The following is a 23,992-nucleotide window of genomic DNA, read 5'->3' as shown; positions in this document are numbered from 1 at the left end:
CCACGTTGCGGAATAGAGAGGGAAGGAGGCAAGATGACGCCGTGCAGGCAACCGGCCGGGCGCGACGAGGACGGGACGCCGACCGCTCGCCGTCCCCGGGCGACCCGCACGGTTCAGCGTGAACGGCAGCGTGATGGACGGGCGGCAGATCGGGGTGCCGCACCCCCCTCCTTCGACACTGATTCCGTACAGCGGAACGACCGCTAGAAAAACGGACATAAGGCTATACTCGCCAGTTCAGCGGGCCGCGAGCCCGCCGTGCTCTGCAAGGGAAGAGCCCCATGGCACGCATCGTGTTCCTCGGCGCCGGCAGCGTCGAATTCACCAAGAACGTCCTCTCGGACATCCTGACTTTTCCAGAACTGGGGGACTCCACCCTCGTCCTGCACGACATCGACCCCGACCGCCTCGCGACCGCCGAGGCGATGGCCACCTGGATGGCCGGCAAGCTGGGCAGGCCCGCCAAGGTGGAGGCCCGCCTCGACCGGCGCGCCGCCCTCGACGGCGCCGACTACGTCATCAACGAGATCGCCGTCGGCGGCCACGCCGCCACCGAGATCGACTTCGAGATCCCCCGCCGCTACGGCCTGCGCCAGACGATCGGCGACACGCTCGGCATCGGCGGCATCTTCCGGGCCCTGCGCACCATCCCGGTGATGGTCGCCATCGGCGAGGACCTGGCCGAGCTGGCACCGCAGGCGCTGCTGCTCACCTACACCAACCCCATGTCGATGATCCCGCGCGCCGTCTACGAGGGCACCTCCTTCCAGCGGGTCGTCGGCCTGTGCCACTCGGTGCGCGACACCCAGGCCCGCCTCGCCTCCCTCGTCGGCGTGCCCGAGGAGGAGATCTCGTACGTCACCGCCGGCGTCAACCATCAGGCGTTCGTGCTGCGCTTCGAGCACCGCGGCGAGAACCTCTACCCGGTGCTGGACGAGGTCATCGCCCGCGACCCCGAACTGCGCAGGACCGTACGGGTGGAGCTGTACCGCCGCCTCGGCCACTTCCCCACCGAGTCCAGCGAGCACGGCTCCGAGTACCTGCCGTGGTTCCTGCACCACGACGACCAGGTCGAGCAGTACCGCATCCCCATTGAGATCTACCTGCAGTGGTCCCGGGAGAACCTCGACACCTTCGAGGAGACCAGGACCCGGCTGGCCGCCGGGCGGGGAGTGGAGATCACCCCCGTCATGGAGCTGGCCTCGGAGGTGATCCACTCCATCGAGACAGGCACGCCCCGGGTGGTGCACGGCAACGTCCGCAACGACGGCCTCATCGGCAACCTGCCGGCCGGCGCCTGCGTCGAGGTGCCGTGCCTGGTGGACCGCGCCGGGATGCGGCCGACCCGCGTCGGGAACCTGCCGCCGCAGCTCGCCGCGCTCAACCAGACCTTCCTCAACGTCGGCGAGCTGACCGTGCGGGCGGCCCTCGAAGGCCGCCGCGACCACGTCTACCACGCCGCCATGCTCGACCCGAACGCCTCGGCCACGCTGACGCTCCAGCAGATCCACGACCTCGTCGACGACATGATCGCCGCCCACGGCGACCTGCTTCCGGAGGGCATCCGATGAGAATCAGCACCGTGACCGCGGCGGTGGCCGCCACAGTCCTGCTGGCGGCGGGCTGCGGCGGCGACACGAAGGAGCAGGCGGGCGGCCCCGTCGAGATCGTCATGTGGCACGGCCAGGAGGACGCCTCGGCCAAGTCCATCGAGAAGCTCGTCAGCCGCTTCAACGAGACCCACCCCGACATCAGGGTGAAGACGACCTCCGGCGGCGTGACGGCCGACGGCATGCTGCCCAAGATCACGGCGGCGCTGACCTCGGACGCCCACCCCGACATCGCCTACCTGTACGGCTCCTGGGCGCCCAACATCGCGCGCAACCCCAAGACGGCGGACCTCACCGAGTTCGTCAAGGACCCGGCGGTCCGCTGGGACGACTTCTGGGCCAGCGAGCGGGAGGCGGTCACCGTCGAGGGCAAGGTCATCGGCTTCCCCGCGGTGGTCGACAACATGGTCGTGCTCTACAACGCCAAGCTGCTGACCGAGGCCGGGCTGAAGCCGCCCGGACCCGACTGGACGTGGGACGACTTCCGCGCCATGGCCAAGCAGGCCACCGACGCCAAGGCCGGCGTGTTCGGCGCCACCTGGCCCATCAGCGGCGGCGAGGAGGCCGTGTGGGGGCTGTGGCCGATGGTGTGGCAGGCCGGCGGCGACATCCTCACCCCCGACCGCAAGAAGGCGGCCTTCCACGGCGACGCAGGCCAGCGCGCGCTGGATCTGCTGCGCGGCATGGCGGTGGAGGACAAGTCCGTCTACCTCGACTCCAGTCCGGCCGAGAAGGGCCAGAAGCTCTTCGAGTCGGGCCGGCTGGCGTTCTTCATGTCCGGCCCGTGGGTGCTGCCCGACCTGCAGGCCGCCGGGCTCGACTACGGCGTCGTCCCCCTTCCCGGCACCGGCGGCAACCACGAGACCATCTCCGGGCCCGACAACTGGGTGGTCTTCGAGCACGACGAGCGGCGGGTGCGGGCCTCCGCCACGTTCCTCGCCTGGCTGACGGCCGCCGAGCAGCAACTGCAGTGGATGACCGACACCGGGTCGCTGCCGATCCGGGCCTCGATCAGCAAGCTGCCGGGCTACCAGGACTACCTGAAGAAGTACCCCGGCATCGACGTCATCTCGGCCAACCTGGCCAACGCCAAGCGGGTGCGGCCGCCGACCACCAAGTACCCGCGCGTCTCGTCGTTCGTCGCCGACGCCATCGCCAGGACGCTGCTGGGCAAGGCCGACGCCAAGACGGCGCTGACGGAGGCGGCGGCCAAGACCGACGCGGCGCTGGCCGTACCGGGATCATGACGAGCACCGCGTCGGCGCTCGGCCGGGCAACCGGCCGGGCCCGGCCCCCGGACCGGCGCAAGCTGGCCGACAACCTCACCGGGTGGGGGTTCGCCGGTCCCGCGACGCTGATCATCCTCGGTTTCTCGCTGGTCCCGATGGCGTGGGCGCTCGCCCTGTCCTTCACCGACTCCGACCTCATGTCGGGCGGCCGCAACGTCGGGCTGGACAACTACCGGGCTCTCGTCGCCGATCCCGTCTTCCACCAGGCGCTGCGCAACACGGGACTGCTGCTGTTCTGCTACCTGCCCGCCTCGCTGGCGGCCGGGCTGCTCGTGGCCGTGCTGCTGAACCGCAAGGTGCGCGGCATCGGCTTCTACCGGACCTGCTTCCTGGTGCCCTACATCGCCTCGGCCACCTCGGCCGGGCTGCTCATGGGCTACATCTTCGACCGCGACTTCGGGCTGCTCAACGGCATGCTGGTCAAGGTCGGGCTGCCGGCGCAGGGGCTGCTGAGCAGCCCGTCGCAGGCCATGCTGGTGCTGACAGTGATCTTCTTCTGGACCCGGTTCGGGTTCACGGTGGTGATCTACCTGGCGGCGCTGCAGGAGATCAACAAGGAGATCCTGGAGGCCGCCGCCATCGACGGGGCCGGCCGGTGGGCCGTCTTCCGGCACGTCATCGTGCCGTCCGTCCGCCACATGACGGTGTTCCTCGCCATCTGGGGGGTGATCGACGTGCTGCAGTTCTTCGACCTGGTGATGACGACCACCAAGGGCGGCCCGGCCAACGCCACGGTCACCATCGTCTACTACATCTGGCAGCTCGCCTTCACGTACTTCACCGCGGGCTACGGCGCGGCCGTCGCCTACACGCTGTTCGCCGGCACGCTGCTGCTGGTCGTCACCGGACTGCTGGTGGCCCGACGGAGAGGGGCGATGCGGTGAGACGGCGTCTGCTGCCCAGCGGGTGGCACCTGCTGCTGGTGCCGATGTCGATCGTGACCGTGCTGCCGTTCGTGTGGATGGTGCTCAGCTCCCTGATGAGCCAGGCGGAGCTCAACCGGTTCCCACCGCCGATCTGGCCGGAGGCCGTGGACCTCGGCGGCTACCGCACGGTGCTGGAGGGCTCCGACTTCCCCCGCTGGTTCCTCAACAGCGTGCTGGTCTCGGGCTCCATCGTGGTGGCCCAGGTGGCGCTGTGCGGCATGGCCGGCTACGCCTTCGCCCGCATCCGCTTCGTCGGCTCCCGGCTGGTGCTCGTCCTGGTCATCGCCACCGCGCTGATCCCGTTCCAGCTCACCGTGATCCCGACGTTCCTCATCTTCAACGAGGCCGGGCTGACCGACACCCTGGGCGCGCTGATCGTCCCCCAGCTCAGCTCGGCGGTCGGCATCTACCTGATGACGTCGTTCTTCCAGTCCTTTCCCAGGGAGCTGGAGGAGGCCGGACGGATCGACGGGTGCTCGCGGTTCGCGGTGTTCTTCCGGGTGGTGCTGCCGGTCGCCAAGCCGGCCCTCGCCGCCCTGGCCGTGATCACTTTCATCACGGCGTGGAACGACCTTTTCTGGCCGCTCGTCGTGATCAACTCCGAGGAGAAGTACACCGTGCAGGTGGGGCTGACCACCTTCCAGGGGCAGCACCGGGCCGACTGGCCCGCCGTCATGGCGGGCACGGTGCTCACCACGCTGCCGGTGCTCGGGGTGTTCCTGTTCGGCCAGCGCCGCTTCATCCAGGCGCTGACCGGGGCGGTCAAGGGCTGAGCGGCGGTCCCGCCGGACGGTGCGGGCGACCTGGAGCCACCTGCCCCCGCCGGACGGGGGCGGGCGGCCCGGAGCCACCTGCCCCCGCCGGACGGGGGCGGGCGACCCGGCGCCGCCCGCCCCCGTCACATGACGGCGAGCTGGCCGCCGTCGATCACCAGCTCGGTGCCGTGCACGAACGCGGCGTCGTCGGAGGCCAGGAACGCGTACCCGGCGGCGACCTCCTCGGCCAGCCCGGCCCGGCCGAGCGGGATGTGCTCGCGCTCGTAGGCCGAGACGAAGTCGCCGTCCAGCGATGCGGCGATGGCGGAGTTGAGCGGCGTGCGGATGTAGCCGGGGCACAGCGCGTTGACCCGGATGCCGTGCCGGCCCAGCTCGACCGCCATGGTCCTGGTCAGCAGCAGCACGCCGCCCTTGGAGGCGTTGTAGTGGGCGTAGTCCGCCTCGCCGCCGATCCCGTTGGTGGAGGACATGTTGAGGATCACCCCGCCGCGGCCCTGCGCGACCAGGTGCCGGGCGACGGCCTGGGCGACCAGGAACATGCCGCGCAGGTTCACCGAGATCATCTTGTCCCAGTGCTCGGCGGTGATGTCGAGGAACGGCTCCCGCCAGGCGATGCCGGCGTTGTTCACCAGCACGTCCAGGCCGCCCAGGGCGGCGACCGCGCCGCCGACGAGGCTTTCCACGTCCGCCTCGGAGCTGACGTCGCCGGCCAGGCCGCTCACCTCGCCAAGGAGGGACAGCTCGGCCACCGTCCGGTCCACCTCGCCGGGGTCGAGCCCGCCGATCACCACCCGGGAGCCTTCCTGCAGGAAGCGCCGGGCGGTGGCGGCCCCGATGCCGCTGCTGCCGCCGCTGACCAGCACCCGCTTGCCCACCAGTCCTCGCATGACGATCCCTTTCTGCTTCTCATCTGCTGGTGCCCGGTTCCCGGGCTCAGCGCACGGCGCCGCGCGCGGCCACGCGCAGCTCGGTGGTGACCCGGCCGCCTTCCAGGCCGTGGGCGACGTCGAAGAGGTTGGTGACGGAGCAGGCGTGGCCGGGGATGAGCTGCACCCGCGTCCCGATCGGCAGCTCTCCGTCGCGGGCGTGTTCGGCGTCGAGGCGGGCGACCGCGTGTTCCTCGTTGAGGAAGTCCATCCGCAGCCACGGCAGCCCGGCGGCGCGGATCCAGCCGGGTGTGCCGGCCCCGTCGGAGGTGAGGCACTTGGTACCGGCGTCGAGGACGACGCGGTCCGGCGACGGCCTGGCGACGACGGTCGCCAGCACCCGGGAAGCCGCGGTCTCCTCGGTGGCGACGCCGAGCCGGATCATCGCGGTGTCGTTGAAGATGTACGTGCCGGGCCGGATCTCGGTCACCCCGGCGACCCCGGCGACGTGCCGGGCGGTGGGGGTGCTGCCGACGCTGATCACGGGCAGTTCGATGCCGTCGCGCGCGCACAGCTCGGCGGTGGCGACCAGGTCGGTCCCCTCGCGGCGGGAGATCTCGGCGAGCCGGGCGGGCGTGGTCGCGTGGTAGGCGTGCCCGGCCAGGGTGAGCAGCCCGACGACCTCGATCCCCGGGATCGCGGCGATCTCGGCCACCAGGTCGGCGGTGGGGCGGCCGGGCGGGCGGCCCAGCCGGTGCTGGCCGGTGTCCACCTCCACCAGCACCTCGACGGGCGCTCCGGTCCGCAGTCCGAGCCGGCCGAGGCCGGCGGCGACGTCCGGGGAGTCGAGGCTGACCCGGACCCTGGCGCGCTCGCGCAGCGCTGCCAGGCGGCGCAGCTTGGGCTCGCCCCAGAGGGGAAAGGCCAGCAGGATGTCGTCGATCCCGGCGTCGGCCATGATCTCGGCCTCGCCGAGTTTGGCGCAGGTGACGCCGGCCGCGCCGGCCGCCATCTGCAGCCGTGCCAGCTCGGGCATCTTGTGGGTCTTGATGTGCGGGCGCAGCGCCACGCCGTGCGTGGCGGCCGCCTTCGCCATCTCGGCCACGTTGGCGCGGACCACGTCCAGGTCGATCAGCAGGGCCGGGGTGTCCAGCTCGGGGTACATGGGGTCCTTCCGGACGCACGGCGGATACGGGCTCGAAGCTAGCATTTGTTCCGTTGAGTGGTCTAGCGTTCCGCAATTCGGAAGACGATGACAGGAAGGGCTTCCAAAGGTGACAGCGGAGGCCGGTGAGCTGCGGGGGCGCACGGGACCGACGTCACTCCGACCGGCGATGGCACCCTCCGGTCTTGACACGCCCTGGACACTGGTGATGTTCTGAGCGCAGATTCAGAATAGCATTTCATCATACGGAACGGAGTAGAGGGATGAGGCTAGGTACGGTCCGCGTGGGCGACGGGGCCAGGCTCGCCGCCGTGGAAAGAGACGGGCGCTGGTACGCCCTGGACGTCCCGGCGGGGACGGCCCTGGAAGCGGTGCTGGCCGCCGGCCCACAGGAGACGCTGCGCGCTGCGCGCGGCGCGGTCGGGCCGCTGCCCGATGCCGTGCCTGTCGCCCCGCTGCGCCCCGGCAAGATCGTCGCGATCGGCCTGAACTACCTCGACCACATCCGCGAGGCCGGCATGGACAAGCCGGCCCGCCCCCTCATGTTCGCCAAGTTCCCCTCCAGCGTGATCGGCCCCGGCGAACCGATCGTCATCGACGGCGAGCAGACCGAGCGGGTCGACTGGGAGGTGGAGCTGGCCGCCGTCATCGGCGTGCCGCTGCGGCACGCCGGCCCGGCGCAGGCGCTGGCCGGCGTGGCCGGCTACACCGTGGCCAACGACGTGTCCGCCCGCGACCTGCAGTTCGCCGACGGGCAGTGGACGCGCGGCAAGAGCCTCGACACCTTCTGCCCCCTCGGCCCGGCCATCGTGACCCCCGACGAGCTCGGCGACCCGCAGGCGCTCCGGCTGCGCACGGTGGTCAACGGCGAGACCGTGCAGGACTCCAGCACCGCCGAGATGCTCTTCGGCGTGGCGGAGCTGCTGGCGTTCTGCTCCCGCTCCTTCACCCTCGAACCCGGTGACGTGGTGCTGACCGGCACCCCGTGGGGCTGCGGCGAGTTCATGGACCCGCGGCGCTCGCTGCGCCCCGGAGACGTCGTCGAGGTGAGCGTCGAAGGCATCGGCGGCCTGCGCAACCCGGTCGTGGCCGGGACCGCCCGGTGAAGGCTCTGGTTTTCACCGCGCCAGGCACCGTCGAGGTGCGCGAGGTGCCGGAGCCCGCACCGGGCCCCGGCGAGGTGCTGGTCCACGTGGCGGCCTCCGGCATCTGCGGCAGCGAGCTGCACGGCGTGCGCCACCCCGGCTTCCGGGTGCCGCCGCTGGTGATGGGCCACGAGTTCGCCGGGCACACCGACGACGGCACGCGCGTCGTGGTCAACCCGATCCTGTCCTGCGGCCGCTGCGACCTGTGCGCGATCGGCGTCCGCAACGTCTGCCGGGAGCGGCGCATCGTCGGCGTGCACACACCCGGCGCGTTCGCCGAGCGGGTCGCCGTGCCGGCGGACGCCCTCGTGACGCTGCCCGGCGGTCTCGGCTGGACCGCCGCCGGCGTCGTCGAGCCGGCGGCCAACGCGGTGCACGCCTGGGCGCTGGCCGGCGCCCCCGCCGGAGCCCGCGTGGGCGTCATCGGCGCCGGTGCGATCGGCCTGACCTGCATGCTGGTCGCCGCGTCCGGCGGGGCCGCCGGGATCGAGGTCGCCGACCGGTCCGCGGAACGCCGCGAGATCGCCGCCCGGCTCGGCGCCGACGCGACCGGACCCGAGCTGACCGGCGAGTACGACGTGATCTTCGACGCGGTGGGCGCCGCCGCCACCCACGAGCAGTCACTGGCCTGCCTGCGCCCCGGCGGGGTGGCGGTCTGGCTGGGCCTGGCCGACAGCACCGCCGGGTTCGACGCGGCCCACCTGGTCCGCGGCGAGAAGCGGGTGCTCGGCTCCTTCGCCTACCAGGACGCCGACTTCGCCGCGGCCGTCGACCTGGTCGGCGGGTGGGACCTGAGCTGGGTCAGCGCCTTCCCGCTCGCCGAGGGCGCCGAAGTCTTCACCGCGCTGATGAACGGCCGCGCCACCCCCGTCAAGGCGCTGCTCGTCCCCGAAGGGAGGCACCCGTGACCCGGATCGTCCTGGTCGGCGCCGGCAGCATCACCTTCGCCAAGAACCTGCTGTCGGACCTGCTGACCTTCCCCGAGCTGTCCGAGTCCGCGATCGTGCTGCACGACATCGACCCCGAGCGGCTGGCGACGGCCGAGGCGATGGCCAGGTGGATGGTCGGCGAGCTGGGTATCGGCGCCACCGTGGAGGCGCATGCCGACCGCCGGGCCGCCCTCGACGGCGCCGACCACGTCATCAACGAGATCGCCGTCGGCGGGATGGCCGCCGTCCGGCGCGACTTCGACATCCCGGCCCGCTACGGCGTGCGCCAGACCATCGCCGACACGCTCGGCATCGGCGGCATCTTCCGGGCCCTGCGCACCATCCCCGTCATGGTGGGCATCGGCGACGACCTGGCCGAGCTGGCCCCCGACGCCACGCTGTTCACCTACACCAACCCCATGTCGATGATCCCCCGCGCGGTCTACGAGGGCACTCCGTTCCGCAACGTGGTGGGCGTCTGCCACGCGGCCCGCGACACCCAGTCGACGCTGGCCAGGATGGTCGGCGTGCCGGAGGAGGAGGTGACCTTCACGACCGCGGGCGTCAACCACCAGGCGTGGGTGCTGCGCTTCGAGCGCGACGGGGAGAACCTCTACCACAGGCTGGACGACCTCATCGAGGCCAGCCCCGAGCTGCGCCGCAGGGTCCGGGTCGAGATCTACCGCAACTTCGGCTACTTCCCGACCGAGTCCAGCGAGCACGGCTCGGAGTACCTGCCGTGGTTCCTGCCGCACGCCGACCAGGTCGAGCACTACCGGATCCCGGTGAACGTCTACCTGGACTGGCTGGCCGACGGCCACGCCGAGTACGAGCAGCAGAAGCGCTCCCTCGACGCCGGCCGGGGCGTCGCCATCCAGCGCGGCGAGGAGCTGGCCAGCCTGGCCATCCACTCGATGGAGACCGGCACGCCCCGCCTGCTGCACGGCAACGTCCGCAACGCCGGCCTCATCTCGAACCTGCCGGCCGGCGCCTGCGTCGAGGTGCCCTGCCACGTGGACCGAGCCGGCGTGCAGCCGATCAGGGTCGGCGAGCTGCCGGTCCAGCTCGCCGCGCTCAACAACGCCACCCTGGCGGTCGGCGAGCTGACCGTGCGGGCCGCTCTGGAGGGCCGCCGCGACCACGTCTACCAGGCGGCCCTGCTCGATCCGAACACCGCCGCGACCCTGCCGGTCGGCCGGATCCGCGAGCTGGTCGACGAGCTGATCACCGCGCACGGCGACCTGCTGCCCGAGGGCATCCGGGCATGACCGGAGCCGACATCCCGCTGTCGAGCTACCGGCCGATCTCCCAGGCGCGCGTCCCGGTCACCTCCGTCGAGCGGGCACGCCTGCCCGCCGTGGACGCGCACACCCATCTCGGCCGGTGGCTCACCGAGGACGGCGACTGGATGGTCCGGGACGTGCCGGCCCTCGTGGACATGATGGACCGGCTCGGCCTGCGCGGCATGGTCAACCTCGACGGCCGCTGGGGGCGCGAGCTGGCGGCGAACCTGGAACGCTACGACGCCGCCCACCCCGGCCGGTTCGCCACGTTCTGCCACGTCGACTGGTCGGCGACGACCGGGCCGGGCTTCGGCGAGCGGCTGGCCGCCCAGCTACGCGCCTCGGTCGCCGAGGGCGCCGCAGGGCTGAAGGTGTGGAAGGACGTCGGCCTGCGCGTCCGCGACCACCGCGGCGAGCTGGTCATGCTCGACGACGAGCGGCTGGCGCCGCTGTGGGCGACGGCCGGCGAGCTGGGCGTGCCGATCGCGCTGCACACCGCCGACCCGGTCGCCTTCTTCCAGCCGGCCGACGAGCGCAACGAACGGCTCGAACAGCTCACCGCCCGCCCCGACTGGGCCTTTCACGGGCCGGGCTGCCCGCCGTTCGAGCGGCTGATCGAGGCCATGGAGGCGATGGTCGCCGCGCATCCGGCGACCACCGTCATCGGGGTGCACGCCGGCTGCTGGCCGGAGAACCTCGGCTGGGTCGGCCGGATGCTCGACGAGTATCCGCACTTCCACATCGACATCGCCGCCCGGCTGGCCGAGCTGGGCCGGGTGCCGCGGGCCGCCCGCGCGCTCCTGCTGCGCCATCCCGGCCGGGTGCTGTTCGGCACCGACGAGATCCCGCCGGATCCGCGGGTGTACCGGATCCACTTCCGGTTCCTGGAGACCGCGGACGAGGCTTTCGCGCACTCCCTGGAGGACCCGCCGTTGATGGGCCGCTGGACCATCAGCGGCCTCGACCTGCCCGAGGAGGTGCTGAGCCGGGTCTACGCCGCCAACGCGCTGCGCCTCGTGCCGAGGCTGGCCTGAACGCGGCGCGAGGTCCGGGCGGCCCGCTCCCCTGTCCGGGGAGCGGGCCTCGCCGGTCAGGCGTGCTCGCGGTACGGGTTGGCGGGCAGGCCCTCGACGGTGGTGCGGCAGCGCAGCAGCTCGCCGCCGCCCGCGCCGTCCCACGCGGTGGTCACGTACAGGACGTCCAGGTCCGGCCCGCCGAAGGCGCAGCTCGTGACGTTGCGGGCGGGGATCTCGACGGTCAGGTCCACACTCCCGTCGGGGCGCAGCCGCAGCACCGCGCCGCCGCCCCACAGCCCGACCCACACGTGCCCGCGCGCGTCCACGGTGATGCCGTCGGGCATGCCTCGGGTGATCTCGGCGAACGTCCGGCGCCCCGCGAGCAGCCCGCTGCCCGGGTCGTAGTCGAAGACGTCCACCCGGCCGGTGGGGGTGTCCACGTAGTAGCACAGCCGCTCGTCGGGACTCCACGCGATGCCGTTGGAGATGGTGACGCCGTCCAGCACCCGCTCGGCGCGGGGGCCGGGGCCGAGCCGGTAGAGGGCGCCGGCTCCCGGGGTGTCGTCCTCGGCCTTGGTGCCGGCGTAGAACCGCCCGGCGCGGTCGCACGCGCCGTCGTTCATCCGGTTGCCCGGCCGTTCGGCGGCGGTCACCGGCGCGACCACGTCCGGGACGGCCGCTGGGGCCGCCCACGCCTCGCCGCCGAGCAGCGCGAAGCCGTCGCGGACCGCCAGCGCGAGTCCGCCCGCGACGCGCGGGACCGCCACGCCGACCGGCTGGCCGACGTCGAGCACGGCGTGCGCGTCGCCGGCCGGGTCCAGGCGGTGCACGCGGCCCGCGGGGATGTCCACCCACAGCAGCGTGCCGGTGCGCTCGTCCCAGCGCGGGCCCTCTCCGAGCCGGGCCACCGGCACGGGGACGACCTCGGGTACGGAGACCCTGGTCATCGGAGCCTCCCGGGGGTGAAGATCGACACTGAGCCTCATTCCATCAGACAGAACATGTTTCCCGACAATCGATCGCCTGCGGGCGGCGGGGTGTCAGAGCTGCTCGGCGATGGCCTTGCACAGGGCCGCGCCGATCTCCTCCATGCGCGCCGGCGGCATGCGGTCCTTGAGCGCCGTCACGCTCACCGCGGCGGCGGGGGTCGGCTTGCCCATGAACACGGGGGCGGCCACGCACCGCACGCCCGGCTCGTTCTCCTCCAGGTCGAGGGCGTAGCCGCGGTCGCGGACCAGCGCCATGTGCGCGGCCAGCTTCGCCGGGTTGGTGATGGTGGCGCGGGTGGGCGCGGCGAGCGGCGTGTAACGCTCCGCCCACGCCCTGATCGCCTCGTCGGTGGGATAGGTCCACGCGAGCAGCGCCTTGCCGACGCCGGTGGCGTGGGCCGCGTTGCGCCCGCCCACCACGGAGGTCATGGTGATCGCCCGCACGGTCTCGACCTTGTCGAGGTAGACCACCTCGGCCCCGTCGAGCGTGGCCATGTGCACCGTCTCGGCGAACTCCTCGCTCAGCCGCAGCAGCAGCCGGTGGACCACGGCGCGCACGTCCATGTTCTCGTAGAATCGGAACGCCGTGGCCAGCATCTCCGTGCCGAGGAAGTACGGCCCGCTGGGCTCGGGCTGCGCGGCGAAACCGCGGTGCTTGAGCGCGCCGAGCAGGCGGTGCAGAGAGCTTTTGGGCAGGCCGAGCCGGGTGGCCAGCTCGTCGATGGTCATCCCCCTGCTGTGCTTGCCGATCTCCTGCAGGATCAGCAGAGCGCGATCGACGCTGGTCACCGGCGACTGCGTGCCGCTCACGAGGCCTCCTCGAATATTCCGAGCTATGGAATGCTATAGCGTTAGACGGAATAAGACTACTGGCCTGGTGGCCAGAAGGAGGGTGTGAGCGATCACGCGGGGCCGGTCAGGCCACGGTGGCCTCGATGAGGTCGTCCACCACCCCGGCCAGGTGGCCGTGGCGGGCGTGCGCCCGGCGTTGGCGCATGGCGCCCGATCCTCTGCCGAGCAGCCGGTCCAGGCCTTCCTCCACGAATCCCAGGTCACCCGCCTCAGCGAGTGCCTCCCGTACGTGGTGGAGGAGGCGGCGCGCCATCGCCGGGGCCGGCGTGCGGATGCCTTCGCGGACGTCGAGGCCGTCGCCCGCCAGCCCGTCGCGGGCGGCCCGCCAGTAGGCGGCGCGCAGCACCTCCGCCGGGACGGGAAGCCCTCGATCGCCCCTGGCCACGTCCGCCAGGGCCGTCACCACGAGGGCGCGGACCAGGCCGATGAGGGTGAGGCTGTCGCCGACGTCGAGCGGCACGTCGGCGACCCGCACCTCCACGGTCGGCAGTCTCGGCGACGGGCGCGCGTCCCAGTACACCGTCTTGGCGTCCATCAGCGCGCCCGACTCCGTCAGCGCCCGCAACGCGCCCTGGTAGTCGGCGTACGACGGGAAGTAGGGCGGCGCGCCGGCCACCGGCCACCGGCTCCAGCTGATCACCCGCCAGGAGGCGTAGCCGGTGTCCCGGCCGGCGAAGAACGGCGAGTTGGCGGCGAGCGCGACCAGGGTGGGCAGCCAGGGGCGCAGGTGGTTGCCCACGTAGACGGCCTGCTCCTCGTCGGGCACGTCGACGTGCACGTGCAGGGCGCAGATGCAGATCTCGTCCTGGAGGGCGCGGTAGATCACCCGGCCCTGTTCGTAGCGGACGTCGTCGCTGAGCGGCGGCCGCATGACGTCGCCGAGCACGGGCATGCCGCTGGCGACGACGGCCAGCCCGCGCGAGTGCGCGGCGCCCGCCACCTCCTTGCGCGCCAGCCGCAGCCTCGCGCCCAGCTCGTTCAGGTCCGCGGAGGGCGCCGTGCGGGCCTCGATCTGGAAACGCGTCACCTCCTGCTCCACGTCGAGGACGCCTGTCGCCGCGGCCAGCAGCTCCGCCGCCCGGGGGACGACGTGACGGGTGCGGGGATCGACGACGAGGTACTCCTCTTCAATCCCGATCATCGGAACCACGAACCACCTCGCAGGGTAGCCAGGGAGCCTCCGTACGATGTGTGCCCCTCCGCACGGGTGCGGGAACTGTCCCTCCACGGGCGCTCCTGCTCTCCGCGTGGCATCAAAACCCGCCGTTTACGGAAGCCGCGGCGCCACCCTCACGCATCCTGGTGCGTCTCTCATCCCTCCATGACGGCCCGCAACGAAAGGGCCCACCCGCCGCAGGGATCGTCCTCACCCTGTGGATCGCGGAGTCGGGCGGGTTCGGACGGTGCCGGTGAAGCGGGTGACGAACGGCCCGGCGATGGCCAGCAGGAACACGTACGCCGCCACCAGGGGCGCCAGGACCGGGTGCCCGACCCCGGCCAGCCCGACGATCACGATGGAGAACTCGCCCCGCGCGATCAGGGCCGTTCCCGCGCGCAGGCGCCCACGGCGGCCGACGCCGTCGCGGGAGGCGGCGTAGCGGCCGGTGAGCACCTTGGTGAAGGCCGTGACCACGGCCAGGACGAGAGCGGCGGGCAGCACCGGCGGCAACTCCGCCGGGTCCACCGACACTCCGATGGCGACGAAGAACACGGCGGCGAACAGGTCCCGCAACGGCGCGATGACGGCCCGCCCCCGCTCGGCGGTCTCGCCGGTGAGGGTGAGCCCGACGAGGAAGGCGCCGACGGCGGCCGAGGCGTGCACGTACTCGGCCAGGGCGGCCACGACGAGGGTGATGCCGAGCAGGCGCAGCATGAGCTGCTCGGCGTCGGGGTGGGAGACGAGCCTGCCGATGTGGTGCCCCCACCGGTAGGAGGCGGCGAAGGCGGCCAGCACCGCGCCGACCGCGACCAGCACGCCCACGACCGCCTGCCCCCAGGTGCCGCCCGAGGCCAGCACGGCCAGCACCGGCAGGAAGGCCGCCATCGCGAAGTCCTCCAGGACCAGCACCGACAGGACGGCGGGCGTCTCGCGGTTGCCCAGCCGCCGCAGGTCGGCCAGCAGCCGGGCCACGATGCCGGAGGAGGAGATGAACGTGGCGCCGGCCAGGGCGAGGACGCCGACGGCGTCCAGGCCGAGCAGGAGGCCCGCCGCGGCGCCCGGAACGGCGTTGAGCAGGAGGTCCACGCCCGCCGACGGGACGTGGCGGCGCAGCCCGGCGGTGAACTCGGCGATGGAGAACTCCAGGCCGAGCGCCAGCAGCAGCAGGACGAGCCCGATGGTCGCCGCGTCGCGGACGAACTCCCCCGCCGCGGGCAGCGGCAGCACGGACCCCTCGCCGAGCGCCAGGCCGACCAGCAGGTAGAGCGGGATGGGCGAGAGCGTGAGGCGGCGGGCCAACGTGCCCAGCACGCTGAGGACGGCCAGGATGAGGCCGAGTTCGAGCAGCAGGGCGACGGAGACGTGCACGCGGTCAGCCCTGCAGGATGCGGTTCACGCCGGCGATGCCCTCGTCCGTGCCGATCACCACGAGGACGTCGCCGGGACGCAGCAGCCGTTCGGGCCCCGGCGAGGCGACGACCTCGTCGTCGTGGACGATCGCCACCACGGACGCGCCGGTGCGGGTGCGGGCCCGCGTCTCCCCCAGCGCTCGGCCGGCGAACGGCGAGCCCTCCGGGATGCGCACCCAGCCGGAGCTCAGGCCGGGCACCTCCCGGCTCAGGTCGGCGAAGCGTTCGGCGATCCGCGGCGCGCCGAGGATCTGGGCCAGCGCCTCGGCCTCGTCCTCGTTGAGCCGGAACACCGGCCTGGCCTCGTCGGGGTCGTCACCGTAGACGACCACCTCGAACTCGCCCGACCGCAGGGCCACGACGCCGATGTGCTCGCCTTCGTGGTTGGTGAACTCGTAGCGCAGCCCGATGCCGGGCAGGAGCACCTCGTTGACGTCCATGCGCCCATCATCGCCCCCGGACCGCCGGCCGGGAGGGACCGCGCGGATCATTGGTCAGAGCGTGGTGGGGCCGTAGGTGGCGTGCGGGGCGCCGGTGGTGTAGGCCCAGTAGCGGTCGCCGTAGGACCAGTGCCACCATTCGGTCGGGTAGTTGACCAGGCCGGCGGGCTCCAGCGCCGCGGCCAGGATCTTGCGGTGCTCACGGGCCGTGTCCGACAGGCCCGGCGCTGCCGTGTAGCAGGCGCCCTCGCTCTGTTCGGGGGTGTCGTCGACGGCGGTGCCCATGTCGTGCTCGGTCCCGTCGGGCGCGCACAGGGTGAGGTCGACCGCGGCGCCGGCGGTGTGCGGCGCGATCTCGACGGGCGAGACGTACCTGCTGGTGGCGGCGGCGAGCTCGGCGGCGTCCAGCTGCGGGAATTGGGCGGCCAGCTCGGCCCGGTAGCCGTCGAAGATCGCCCGCTGGGCGGCGATCGAGCGGTAGCCCTCCACGATGAGCAGGTGGTAGCCGTCGGGCAGACTGCGCTCGGCGCGCCGGAGGCGGGTGAGGAGCCCGGCGCGCATATGGGCGTGCACGCCGCCGGGGTGACCTGGCCGCACCCGCAGCGTGCTTCGCGCGTCGACCAGCGGCTCGCCGCTCTCGTGGACGGGGATCGCTGTCACTCGCGGGTCGGAGATGAGCACGATGTCGCCGGGAGGATGCCACATGTGCCCACATTCTCCCACAACCGGCGCAGGCGGCGCTGCGAGCCGGCGCCCGGCGGCGGGGCGGCGTCACACGGTGTCGGAGAACACCTGTTCCCGAGCCTGCTCCAGAGCGGCGACCAGGGCCCCGCGCAGCACGGCGTTCCCCGTCAGGCCCGTCGTGACGACGCTCGGCCGGCCGGGGCACACCTTGGCCACCGCCTGCTCCACCCGCCCGGCCAGCTCGGGCCCGCCGGCCCGGCCGATGTCGCCGGCGAGGACGATGAGGCCGGGATCGAGGACGACGGTGACGGCGGCGACGGCCACGGCGAGGCGGGCGGCGAGCGCGTCGAGGAACCCGCCGCGGCCCTCCGCGACGGCCGCGCCGACCAGCTCCGCGGCGGAGGAGCGGGGCGTCCCGCCCGCGGGCGGGACGCCGGGCAGGCCGTGCCGGGCGGCCAGCCGCAGCACCGCCTCGTGCCCGATGAGCCGCTGGTACGAGCCCGACTGCGGCCGGCTGACGTCGGCGGGCAGCGGCTCTCCGGGCACCGGCAGCCAGCCGATCTCGCCCGCGCCGCCGCTGATGCCCCGGTGCAGCCGCCCGCCGAGCATGACCCCGAGCCCCTGCCCCACCCCGGCCCAGACGACCGCGAAGTCGTCCTGCCCGGCGGCGACGCCGTAGCGGTGCTCGGCCAGCGCCACGAGGTTGACGTCGTTCTCGATGGTGACCGAGGCGCCGAGCGTCCGCCGCAGGCTGGCGAGCACGCCGGTGTGCCAGGCGGGCAGGTCGTAGGAGAAGCGCACGTCGCCGGTGCCGGGGTCCACGACGCCGCGGGTGCCGATGACGAACGAGCGCAGCCGCGAGATGGTGATGTCGGCCGAGGCGCACGCCCGGCGCACGGCCTCGTGCACGGCGGCGACCGGGTCGGCGTGTCCGGCCGGGTCCACGACGATCTCGACGACCACCCGGCCGGTGATGTCGGCGACGCCGACGGTGATCGCGTCGGGCAGCACCTCCAGGCCGGCGACGTGCGCGCTGGAGGGCACGACGCCGTACAGGGCGGCGTTGGGGCCGCGCCCGCCGGCCCGTTCGCCGGCCACCTCGACGAGACCGCGCTCCTCCAGCCGGGTCAGGAGCTGGCCGGCGGTCACCTTGGACAGCCCGGTGCGCGCGCCCAGCTCGGCGCGGGTGAGCGGCCCCTCGGACAGCAGCAGCTCCAGTGCCGAGCGGTCGTTCAACCGGCGCAGCAGCCTCGGGACCCCCGGATTCCGCGTCACGGGCGCTCCCCCTCTCGTCACGATCCGCTAACGCCAGTTTCTTTTAAGAAAGTTTCTTGTTAGTTTAGCACCATTCAACCCTGACGATCAGCCTGGTGCGGACCACAGGCCTTGCACCCGACGAGCGCAACCCCCCACGCTTAACAGCCGGGAAGGGAGAAACCCAGTGAGGATCGCGACGATCACGGTCACCACGGCCGCCTTGGCCCTGGGCCTGGCCGCCTGCGGCTCCAGCGGCGAGCCGGACACGAGCAACCCGCAGGCGTCCACCGCGGCCTCCGGGCCCAAGTACGCGGGCCAGAGCCTCACCGTCTGGCGCCTCGGCGACCCCAACGAGCCGGCCCAGAAGTACATGGACGACCTCGTCGCCGCGTTCAAGACGCAGACCGGCGCCGACGCCAAGGTCGAGTGGATCCCGTGGCCGCAGGTCAACGACAAGTTCACCGCCGCCGCCGCGGGCGGCGAGGGCCCCGACGTGACGGAGATCGGCAACGACCAGGTGCCGCTCTGGCAGAGCCAGGACGCCCTCGCCCCCGTGACCGCGGTCACCACCTCCGGCGAGCACGCCCAGATCCCCAAGAACCTCTTCGGCCTGGAGACCATCGACGGCGAGATCTACGCCATGCCGTGGGGCGCCGGCACCCGCGCGGTCATGTACCGCAAGGACTGGTTCGAGGACCTGAAGATCGAGGTGCCCAAGACCTGGGACGAGGTGCTGGCCGCCGCGAAGAAGATCCAGGCCGAGAAGGGCAAGGACGTCGACGGCTTCGCCTTCAACGGCGGCTCCGACGCCAACCACCTGCTCGGCGCGCTCGCCTGGTCCGAGGGCGGCGAGTACGCGGTCAAGGAGGGCGACAAGTGGGTCGGCAAACTCACCGACCCGGCCTTCAAGACCGGATTCGAGACGTACACGGGCATCGTGACCTCGGGCGCCTCCAGCAAGTCGCGCCTGACGCAGAACACCACCGACATCCGCACCCGCTTCTCCAACGGCAAGGTCGGCATGTACCTCACCGCGTCGTGGGACATCGCCACCATCAAGGAGGAGAGCAAGGGCAAGCTCAAGGACGACGCGATGGCGTTCTTCCCGCTCCCGGCCAAGGCGGGCGGCGAGACGCCGGCGTTCTTCGGCGGCAACGACATCGCCGTCTGGAACGACGCCGAGAACAAGGAACTGGCGACCGAGTTCGTGAAGCTCGCCACCTCCAAGAAGTGGGCCGACCGGTACGCCCTGGACGGCGGCCTGCTGCCCGTCTACCCGGACACGCTCATGGAGCTGGCCAAGGACCCGGCCCAGGCCCCGTTCGCCGCGGCCTTCGCCAAGGCCAAGGCGTTCCCGGCCGACCCGCAGTGGACCGAGGCCAACGAGACCAAGGCGGTCCTGCAGAACGCCGCGCGCTCGGTGATCGAAAGCAAGGCCACGGCGGATGAGGCGCTCGCCAAGGCCAACAAGGAACTCGAAGACATCCTCAACCAGTCGTGACCATGACGAACACCCCAACGCTGGCCAGGGGCGGAGCCGACACCTCCGCCCCTCGGCGGCGCCGCGGCTCCGGCAGGCGCCGGGGCGGCGGACTGTCGCCCCGGGCCCTGCCCTACCTGCTGCTCGTGCCGGGGATCGTGGTCATCGCGGGCCTGCTGCTCTACCCGATGATCCAGATGTTCGTGATGTCGTTCCAGAACATCAACCTCCGGGTGATCCGCGGCGTCGCGGACCCGGAGTGGGTGGGGCTGGACAACTACACCCAACTGTTCGGCAACGACGTCTTCTGGTCCTCGCTGCGCAACACGGTCGGCTTCGCCGCCGTGGCCGTGACGCTCACCCTCGCGGTCGGCACCGCGGTCGGCGTGCTGCTGCAGCGGCTCGGCAGGGGCATGTCGACCTTCGTGGTCATCGGGATCATGTGCGCGTGGGCGGTCCCGCCGGTCGCGCAGGGCACGATCTGGCGCTGGCTCTTCGACGCCGAGGCGGGCATCATCAACTGGGCGCTCAACCTGCTGCCCGACGGGCTGTCCACGCTGCTCCTCGGCCGGGCCGACTGGACGGGCGAGCCGTGGCTCAACGACGCCTGGTCGGTCTACCTGGTGCTCGTGCTCACCGTGGTCTGGGCGTCGTTCCCGTTCGTCGCGGTGTCGGTGCTCGCGGGACTCAAGGGCATCCCGGCCGAGCTGTACGAGGCGGCGCGGGTGGACGGCGCGGGCGCGTGGCGGACGTTCCGGAAGATCACCTTCCCGCTGCTCAAGCCGGTCTTCGCGGTGCTGACCATCCTGTCGATCATCTGGGACTTCAAGGTGTTCAGCCAGCTCTACGTGCTCCTCAACGGGCCGACCAACCGCGAGGCGTTCAACCTGTCGCTCTTCTCCTTCGCCGAGGCGTTCAAGGCGCCACCCAAGATGGGGACCGGCGCCGCCATCGCGGTGGTGCTGACGGTCATCCTGCTCCTCGTCACCGCCGTCTACACCCGCCAGATGGTCAAGCAGGAGGACCTCACATGACCCCCCTGGCCCGCAAGCGGCTCACCAGGATCGCGCTCAACTCGGCCGGCGTCCTCGTCTTCCTGTTCGCGATCTTCCCCGTGTACTGGATGGTCTCGACCTCCTTCAAGGCCAACGACCAGATCTTCACCACGGACTTCATCCCGTTCCCCACCCACTTCACCCTCGACCACGTGACCAAGGTGCTCACCGAGGGCGTGGCGGGCAACCCCATCTGGGTCTACATGCGCAACAGCGCCGTCGTGGCGCTCGGCACCGTGCTCGTCGGGTCGCTGTTCGCGCTGCTGGCGGCGACGGCGGTGGCGCGGTTCCGGTTCAGGGGACGCACCAGCTTCCTCATCACGCTGCTGGTCGTGCAGATGATCCCCTGCGAGGCGCTGCTGATCCCGCTGTTCCTGAACGTCCGGCGGCTCGGCCTGTACGACCAGTTGCTCGGCCTCATCGTGATCCAGGTGGCCCTCACCCTGCCGTTCGGCATCTGGATGCTGCGCACGTTCGTCGCCGCGGTGCCCAGGTCGCTGGAGGAGGCGGCCTGGATCGACGGGGCGAGCCGGTTCACCACGTTCTGGAAGGTGCTCTTCCCGCTGGTGGCACCCGGCCTCGTGGCGACCAGCATCTTCTCGTTCATCACCGCCTGGAACGACCTGATCTTCGCCCTGGTGCTGATGAAGGACACCGCCGGCTACACCATGCCGGTGGCGTTGCAGTTCTTCTTCGGGCAACGCGGCACCGACTGGGGCGCCATCATGGCCACCTCGACGCTGATGACGCTGCCGGTCATCGCGTTCTTCATGGTCGTGCAGCGCCGTATGGTCTCCGGCCTGGTGGCCGGGGCCGTCAAGGGCTGACCTTTTCCCACGCGGGCCGAACGGCCCGCTCCTTCCTCGCGGGCCACCCACGGCCGGCGCCGCACGCGCCGGTCGGGTTCCGGCCTGCCCTGCACGTGATGAGGAGTCATGAGTCACAGCGATCGGGGGCTGCGGCGTCTCGCGGCCGGCACACTGCTCGTCGCCTTCGACGGGACGAGCAGTGTGCCGGACTGGGTGCTGAGAGGGCTGGAGGACGGCCTCGGCGGCGTCACGCTCTTCGGCTTCAACATCGGCGAACCGGCCGCCCTGGGCGAGCTGACCGCGGCGCTGCGGGCGGCCGGCGACCCCGTCATCTCCCTGGACGAGGAGGGCGGCGACGTCACCCGGCTCGCCTACCACGTGGGCAGCCCCTATCCGGGCAACGCCGCCCTCGGCGCCGTGGACGACACCGGACTGACCCGCCGCGTCTACCGGGCGATCGGGGCGGAGCTGGCGGCCTGCGGCGTCACCCTGGACATGGCGCCGGACGCCGACGTCAACACCGCCGCGGACAACCCGGTGATCGGCACCCGGGCGTTCGGCGACGACCCGGAGCTGGTCGCCCGGCACACCATGGCCGCCGTCGAAGGGCTGCAGTCGACGGGCGTGGCCGCCTGCGTCAAGCACTTCCCGGGGCACGGCGCCACCACGGTCGACTCGCACCTGGCGGTCCCCGTCGTGGACGTGCCGCTGGACGTGCTGCGCGCGAGGGAGCTCGTGCCGTTCGAGGCCGCCATCGCCGCCGGAACGAAGTCGATCATGACGGCGCACGTGGCGGTGCCGGTGCTGACCGGCGACCGCCCGGCGACGCTCTCCCCCGCCGCCATCACGGGGCTGCTGCGCGACGACCTCGGCTACCGCGGGGTGGTGATCTCCGACGCGCTCGACATGCAGGCCGTCACCGACGGGGTCGGCCTGGCGGGCGGGGCGGTCCTGTCGCTGGCGGCCGGGGCCGACCTGCTGTGCCTGGGGCCGAAACCCGGCCCGGACGACGTCGAACGGATCATCACCGAGATCATGACCGCCGTACGCGACGGCAGGCTCGCCGTCTCCCGCCTGGAGGAGGCCGCGGCCCGCACGCAGGCGCTGCGTCTGTGGTCCGGAGCCCGGGTGGGCGCGCCCGCCGAACCGGTCACGGTCGGCCTGGACGCCGCCCGGCGCGCGGTCCGGCTCGACGGGTCGCCGGGGCCGCTGAAGGACCCGCTGGTCGTCGAGATCGACACGCCGCCGACCATCGCGGTCGGGGACGTGCCCTGGGGGGTCGCGCCGTGGCTGCCGCAGGCGGAGGTCGTGCGGGTCCGGCCGGCCGAGGCGAGCGCCGCCGACCTGCTGGGCCGCGCCGCGGACCGTTCGCTGCTGGTGATCGTCAAGGACGCGCACCGCTACGCCGACAGCCGGGCGCTGGTCTCGGAACTGGTCACCGCCCGGCCGGACGCGATCGTGGTCGAGATGGGCCTGCCCGTCTGGCGGCCGGCCGGCGCCGCCTACATCGCCACGTACGGCGCGGCCCGGGCCAACGCCCAGGCCGCGGTGGAACTGCTGACCGTCTGAGCGGCGCGGGTCAGGAACAGCGCGGGTAGGAGCGGCGCGGGTCAGGAGCTGAAGAGCTCCTCCCGCGCCTCGTGGAGGGCGGCCAGCACGGCGCCGCGCAGCACCGGGTTGCCCTCCACAGTGCTGGTGGCCACCTCGGGACGTACCGGGGAGATGCGGGCCACGGCCTCCTCCACCCGGGAGGTGAGCGCCCGCCCGCCCGCGTGGCCGACCTCACCGCCGAGCACGACCAGGCCGGGATCGAGGATCACGCACACCGCCGCCACGCCGAGCGCCAGCCGCTGGGCCAGCTCGTCGAGCATCGCCTCGCCGCGCTCCCCGGCTGCGACGGCCCGTTGCACGCACTCCCCCGCGGTGCCGGCCGCGAAGCCGTGGCCGCGGGCCAGCTCGGTCACCGCCTCGGCGCTGACCAGCGACTGCAGGCCGCCCGCCAGCGAGGGCATGCGGCCGGGCGCGGTGCGGATCTCCTCGGGCAGCGGCACGCCCGGCACGGCCAGGTAGCCGATCTCTCCCGCGCTGCCGGACCGCCCCCGGTGCAGCTTGCCGCCGAGCATGACGGCGAGGCCGAGCCCGCGGCTGGCCCACAGCAGCACGAAGTCGTCGCGGCCCTCGGCGGCCCCGTGGGTGCGCTCGGCGACGGCGGCCAGGTTGACGTCGTTCTCGATGGTCACCGCGCGTTTGAGGTCGCCGGCCAGCGCCTCGTGGCTGCCCTCGTGCCAGCCCGGCAGGTCGAAGGCGTAGCGGACGTCGCCGGTGCGCGGGTCGACAACGCCGGGTGTGCCGATCACCACGCCGCGCAGCCGGGCCACGCCGAGCTTGGCACTGCGGCACGCCTTCATGATCGCGGCGTGGATGACGGGGACGAGGTCGTCGTGGCCGTTGGGGTCGAACGTCACCTCCGCCACCGTGCGCCCGTTGATGTCGGCGACCGCGGCCGAGACCAGGCCGGGCCCGACCTCCAGCCCGGCCACGTAGGCGCTGGACGGGACCACCGAGTAGAGGGCGGCGCTGGGACCACGGCCGCCCGCCTGGGTGCCGACCACCTGGACCAGCCCGCGCTCCTCCAGCCTGGCGAGCGTCTGGGAGGCGGTGACCTTGGACAGGCCGGTCAGCTCGCCGATCTGGCCGCGCGTCATCGGGCCGGTGGCGAGCAGCAGCTCCAGGGCGGCCCGGTCGTTGATCTCCCTGAGCAGTCTGGGCACACCAGGGCGTCGCTCCACGCTGAATCCCACCGTCTGATCGAAAAGGTTGTTGGCAGTTTAGCGCTCCTCCGGCCGTTGATCA

At 72.4% G+C, this 23,992-nt stretch carries 22 protein-coding genes; 12 read left to right on the top strand and 10 right to left on the bottom strand.

All coding sequences use genetic code 11. From position 1 onward, the window contains the following. Positions 1–281 precede the first annotated feature (281 nt). Genes ACGF0J_RS21360 through ACGF0J_RS21345 form a run of 4 tightly spaced genes read left to right on the top strand, consistent with a single transcriptional unit; the run spans position 282 to position 4,598 of the window. Positions 282–1,571: an alpha-glucosidase/alpha-galactosidase gene (locus tag ACGF0J_RS21360; protein ID WP_393148320.1), complete on the top strand. Its 1,290-nt coding sequence runs from the start codon at positions 282–284 to the stop codon at positions 1,569–1,571. Beyond that, positions 1,568–2,857 (top strand): ABC transporter substrate-binding protein, encoded by a 1,290-nt coding sequence (locus tag ACGF0J_RS21355; protein WP_393148318.1) that lies wholly within the window; start codon positions 1,568–1,570, stop codon positions 2,855–2,857. Before ACGF0J_RS21360 ends, ACGF0J_RS21355 begins: the two co-directional genes overlap by 4 nt. Further along, positions 2,854–3,783, top strand: coding sequence for a carbohydrate ABC transporter permease (locus ACGF0J_RS21350; RefSeq protein WP_393148316.1), 930 nt, complete (start codon positions 2,854–2,856; stop codon positions 3,781–3,783). Before ACGF0J_RS21355 ends, ACGF0J_RS21350 begins: the two co-directional genes overlap by 4 nt. After that, positions 3,780–4,598: a carbohydrate ABC transporter permease gene (locus tag ACGF0J_RS21345; protein ID WP_393148314.1), complete on the top strand. Its 819-nt coding sequence runs from the start codon at positions 3,780–3,782 to the stop codon at positions 4,596–4,598. Before ACGF0J_RS21350 ends, ACGF0J_RS21345 begins: the two co-directional genes overlap by 4 nt. Before the next feature lie 125 nt (positions 4,599–4,723). On the opposite strand, the gene ACGF0J_RS21340 is transcribed toward ACGF0J_RS21345, so the two are convergent. Together ACGF0J_RS21340 and ACGF0J_RS21335 are read right to left on the bottom strand one after the other, a co-directional pair. Beyond that, complete coding sequence (locus ACGF0J_RS21340) at positions 4,724–5,488, bottom strand: SDR family NAD(P)-dependent oxidoreductase (protein WP_393148312.1); 765 nt, start codon at positions 5,486–5,488, stop codon at positions 4,724–4,726. Positions 5,489–5,534: 46 nt separating this feature from the next. Beyond that, on the bottom strand, positions 5,535–6,632 hold the full coding sequence (locus ACGF0J_RS21335) for an alanine racemase (RefSeq protein WP_393148310.1): 1,098 nt from the start codon (positions 6,630–6,632) through the stop codon (positions 5,535–5,537). 263 nt (positions 6,633–6,895) lie between these two features. Between ACGF0J_RS21335 and ACGF0J_RS21330 the strand changes: the two genes are divergently transcribed. The 4 genes from ACGF0J_RS21330 to ACGF0J_RS21315 are packed head-to-tail and all read left to right on the top strand — an operon-like array spanning position 6,896 to position 11,023. After that, a complete protein-coding gene (locus ACGF0J_RS21330) occupies positions 6,896–7,738 on the top strand; it encodes a fumarylacetoacetate hydrolase family protein (protein ID WP_393148308.1) in 843 nt (280 codons plus the stop codon). Next, entirely contained in the window at positions 7,735–8,685 is a 951-nt protein-coding gene (locus tag ACGF0J_RS21325) for a zinc-binding dehydrogenase (protein ID WP_393148306.1), read from the top strand. The genes ACGF0J_RS21330 and ACGF0J_RS21325 overlap by 4 nt, the downstream gene beginning before the upstream one ends. Continuing rightward, positions 8,682–9,974, top strand: coding sequence for an alpha-galactosidase (melA, locus tag ACGF0J_RS21320; protein ID WP_393148304.1), 1,293 nt, complete (start codon positions 8,682–8,684; stop codon positions 9,972–9,974). The genes ACGF0J_RS21325 and melA overlap by 4 nt, the downstream gene beginning before the upstream one ends. Further along, on the top strand, positions 9,971–11,023 hold the full coding sequence (locus ACGF0J_RS21315) for an amidohydrolase family protein (protein WP_393148302.1): 1,053 nt from the start codon (positions 9,971–9,973) through the stop codon (positions 11,021–11,023). The genes melA and ACGF0J_RS21315 overlap by 4 nt, the downstream gene beginning before the upstream one ends. 56 nt (positions 11,024–11,079) lie before the next feature. On the opposite strand, the gene ACGF0J_RS21310 is transcribed toward ACGF0J_RS21315, so the two are convergent. From ACGF0J_RS21310 to ACGF0J_RS21280, 7 genes are all read right to left on the bottom strand, one after another. Further along, on the bottom strand, positions 11,080–11,952 hold the full coding sequence (locus tag ACGF0J_RS21310) for an SMP-30/gluconolactonase/LRE family protein (protein ID WP_393148300.1): 873 nt from the start codon (positions 11,950–11,952) through the stop codon (positions 11,080–11,082). Positions 11,953–12,045: 93 nt separating this feature from the next. After that, positions 12,046–12,804 (bottom strand): IclR family transcriptional regulator, encoded by a 759-nt coding sequence (locus tag ACGF0J_RS21305; protein WP_393148298.1) that lies wholly within the window; start codon positions 12,802–12,804, stop codon positions 12,046–12,048. 106 nt (positions 12,805–12,910) lie between these two features. Beyond that, complete coding sequence (locus ACGF0J_RS21300) at positions 12,911–13,987, bottom strand: glutamate--cysteine ligase (RefSeq protein ID WP_393148296.1); 1,077 nt, start codon at positions 13,985–13,987, stop codon at positions 12,911–12,913. A gap of 225 nt (positions 13,988–14,212) precedes the next feature. Continuing rightward, positions 14,213–15,373 (bottom strand): cation:proton antiporter, encoded by a 1,161-nt coding sequence (locus ACGF0J_RS21295; protein WP_393148294.1) that lies wholly within the window; start codon positions 15,371–15,373, stop codon positions 14,213–14,215. Positions 15,374–15,377: 4 nt separating this feature from the next. Beyond that, positions 15,378–15,854, bottom strand: a complete 477-nt coding sequence (locus ACGF0J_RS21290) for a cation:proton antiporter regulatory subunit (RefSeq protein ID WP_393148292.1) — start codon at positions 15,852–15,854, stop codon at positions 15,378–15,380. A 54-nt stretch (positions 15,855–15,908) separates the two neighbouring features. Further along, a complete protein-coding gene (locus ACGF0J_RS21285; RefSeq protein ID WP_393148290.1) occupies positions 15,909–16,559 on the bottom strand; it encodes a M15 family metallopeptidase in 651 nt (216 codons plus the stop codon). A gap of 66 nt (positions 16,560–16,625) precedes the next feature. Next, entirely contained in the window at positions 16,626–17,813 is a 1,188-nt protein-coding gene (locus tag ACGF0J_RS21280) for an ROK family protein (protein ID WP_393148288.1), read from the bottom strand. 166 nt (positions 17,814–17,979) lie between these two features. On the opposite strand from ACGF0J_RS21280, the gene ACGF0J_RS21275 reads away from it, so the two are divergent. The 4 genes from ACGF0J_RS21275 to ACGF0J_RS21260 all read left to right on the top strand — a co-directional run bounded on the left by ACGF0J_RS21275 (position 17,980) and on the right by ACGF0J_RS21260 (position 22,708). After that, positions 17,980–19,296 (top strand): extracellular solute-binding protein, encoded by a 1,317-nt coding sequence (locus tag ACGF0J_RS21275; RefSeq protein WP_393148286.1) that lies wholly within the window; start codon positions 17,980–17,982, stop codon positions 19,294–19,296. Positions 19,297–19,298: 2 nt separating this feature from the next. Further along, the gene (locus ACGF0J_RS21270; protein WP_393148284.1) at positions 19,299–20,309 is read left to right on the top strand and encodes a carbohydrate ABC transporter permease; all 1,011 of its coding nucleotides are present in this window, start codon (positions 19,299–19,301) and stop codon (positions 20,307–20,309) included. Further along, on the top strand, positions 20,306–21,157 hold the full coding sequence (locus ACGF0J_RS21265; protein ID WP_393148282.1) for a carbohydrate ABC transporter permease: 852 nt from the start codon (positions 20,306–20,308) through the stop codon (positions 21,155–21,157). The genes ACGF0J_RS21270 and ACGF0J_RS21265 overlap by 4 nt, the downstream gene beginning before the upstream one ends. Positions 21,158–21,265: 108 nt before the next feature. After that, positions 21,266–22,708 (top strand): glycoside hydrolase family 3 protein, encoded by a 1,443-nt coding sequence (locus ACGF0J_RS21260; protein WP_393148280.1) that lies wholly within the window; start codon positions 21,266–21,268, stop codon positions 22,706–22,708. A 41-nt stretch (positions 22,709–22,749) separates the two neighbouring features. On the opposite strand, the gene ACGF0J_RS21255 is transcribed toward ACGF0J_RS21260, so the two are convergent. Further along, on the bottom strand, positions 22,750–23,928 hold the full coding sequence (locus tag ACGF0J_RS21255; protein WP_393148278.1) for an ROK family protein: 1,179 nt from the start codon (positions 23,926–23,928) through the stop codon (positions 22,750–22,752). Positions 23,929–23,992 lie beyond the last annotated feature (64 nt).

This window comes from Nonomuraea sp. NPDC047897 (genome assembly GCF_043204415.1).
Taxonomy (GTDB): Bacteria; Actinomycetota; Actinomycetes; order Streptosporangiales; family Streptosporangiaceae; genus Nonomuraea.
Note: the sequence above shows the minus strand (reverse complement) of the source record. Positions and strands in the feature narration are given on the sequence as shown.

Bases quoted from the DNA above. Each gene is read 5' to 3' on its own strand.
- ACGF0J_RS21270 (WP_393148284.1), top strand. From the start codon at position 19,299: ATGACGAACACCCCAACGCTGGCCAGGGGCGGAGCCGACACCTCCGCC.
- ACGF0J_RS21310 (WP_393148300.1), bottom strand. From the start codon at position 11,952: ATGACCAGGGTCTCCGTACCCGAGGTCGTCCCCGTGCCGGTGGCCCGG.
- ACGF0J_RS21355 (WP_393148318.1), top strand. From the start codon at position 1,568: ATGAGAATCAGCACCGTGACCGCGGCGGTGGCCGCCACAGTCCTGCTG.
- ACGF0J_RS21350 (WP_393148316.1), top strand. From the start codon at position 2,854: ATGACGAGCACCGCGTCGGCGCTCGGCCGGGCAACCGGCCGGGCCCGG.
- ACGF0J_RS21285 (WP_393148290.1), bottom strand. From the start codon at position 16,559: ATGTGGCATCCTCCCGGCGACATCGTGCTCATCTCCGACCCGCGAGTG.
- ACGF0J_RS21360 (WP_393148320.1), top strand. From the start codon at position 282: ATGGCACGCATCGTGTTCCTCGGCGCCGGCAGCGTCGAATTCACCAAG.
- ACGF0J_RS21265 (WP_393148282.1), top strand. From the start codon at position 20,306: ATGACCCCCCTGGCCCGCAAGCGGCTCACCAGGATCGCGCTCAACTCG.
- ACGF0J_RS21315 (WP_393148302.1), top strand. From the start codon at position 9,971: ATGACCGGAGCCGACATCCCGCTGTCGAGCTACCGGCCGATCTCCCAG.
- ACGF0J_RS21330 (WP_393148308.1), top strand. From the start codon at position 6,896: ATGAGGCTAGGTACGGTCCGCGTGGGCGACGGGGCCAGGCTCGCCGCC.
- ACGF0J_RS21290 (WP_393148292.1), bottom strand. From the start codon at position 15,854: ATGGACGTCAACGAGGTGCTCCTGCCCGGCATCGGGCTGCGCTACGAG.
- ACGF0J_RS21260 (WP_393148280.1), top strand. From the start codon at position 21,266: ATGAGTCACAGCGATCGGGGGCTGCGGCGTCTCGCGGCCGGCACACTG.
- ACGF0J_RS21300 (WP_393148296.1), bottom strand. From the start codon at position 13,987: ATGATCGGGATTGAAGAGGAGTACCTCGTCGTCGATCCCCGCACCCGT.
- ACGF0J_RS21335 (WP_393148310.1), bottom strand. From the start codon at position 6,632: ATGTACCCCGAGCTGGACACCCCGGCCCTGCTGATCGACCTGGACGTG.
- ACGF0J_RS21340 (WP_393148312.1), bottom strand. From the start codon at position 5,488: ATGCGAGGACTGGTGGGCAAGCGGGTGCTGGTCAGCGGCGGCAGCAGC.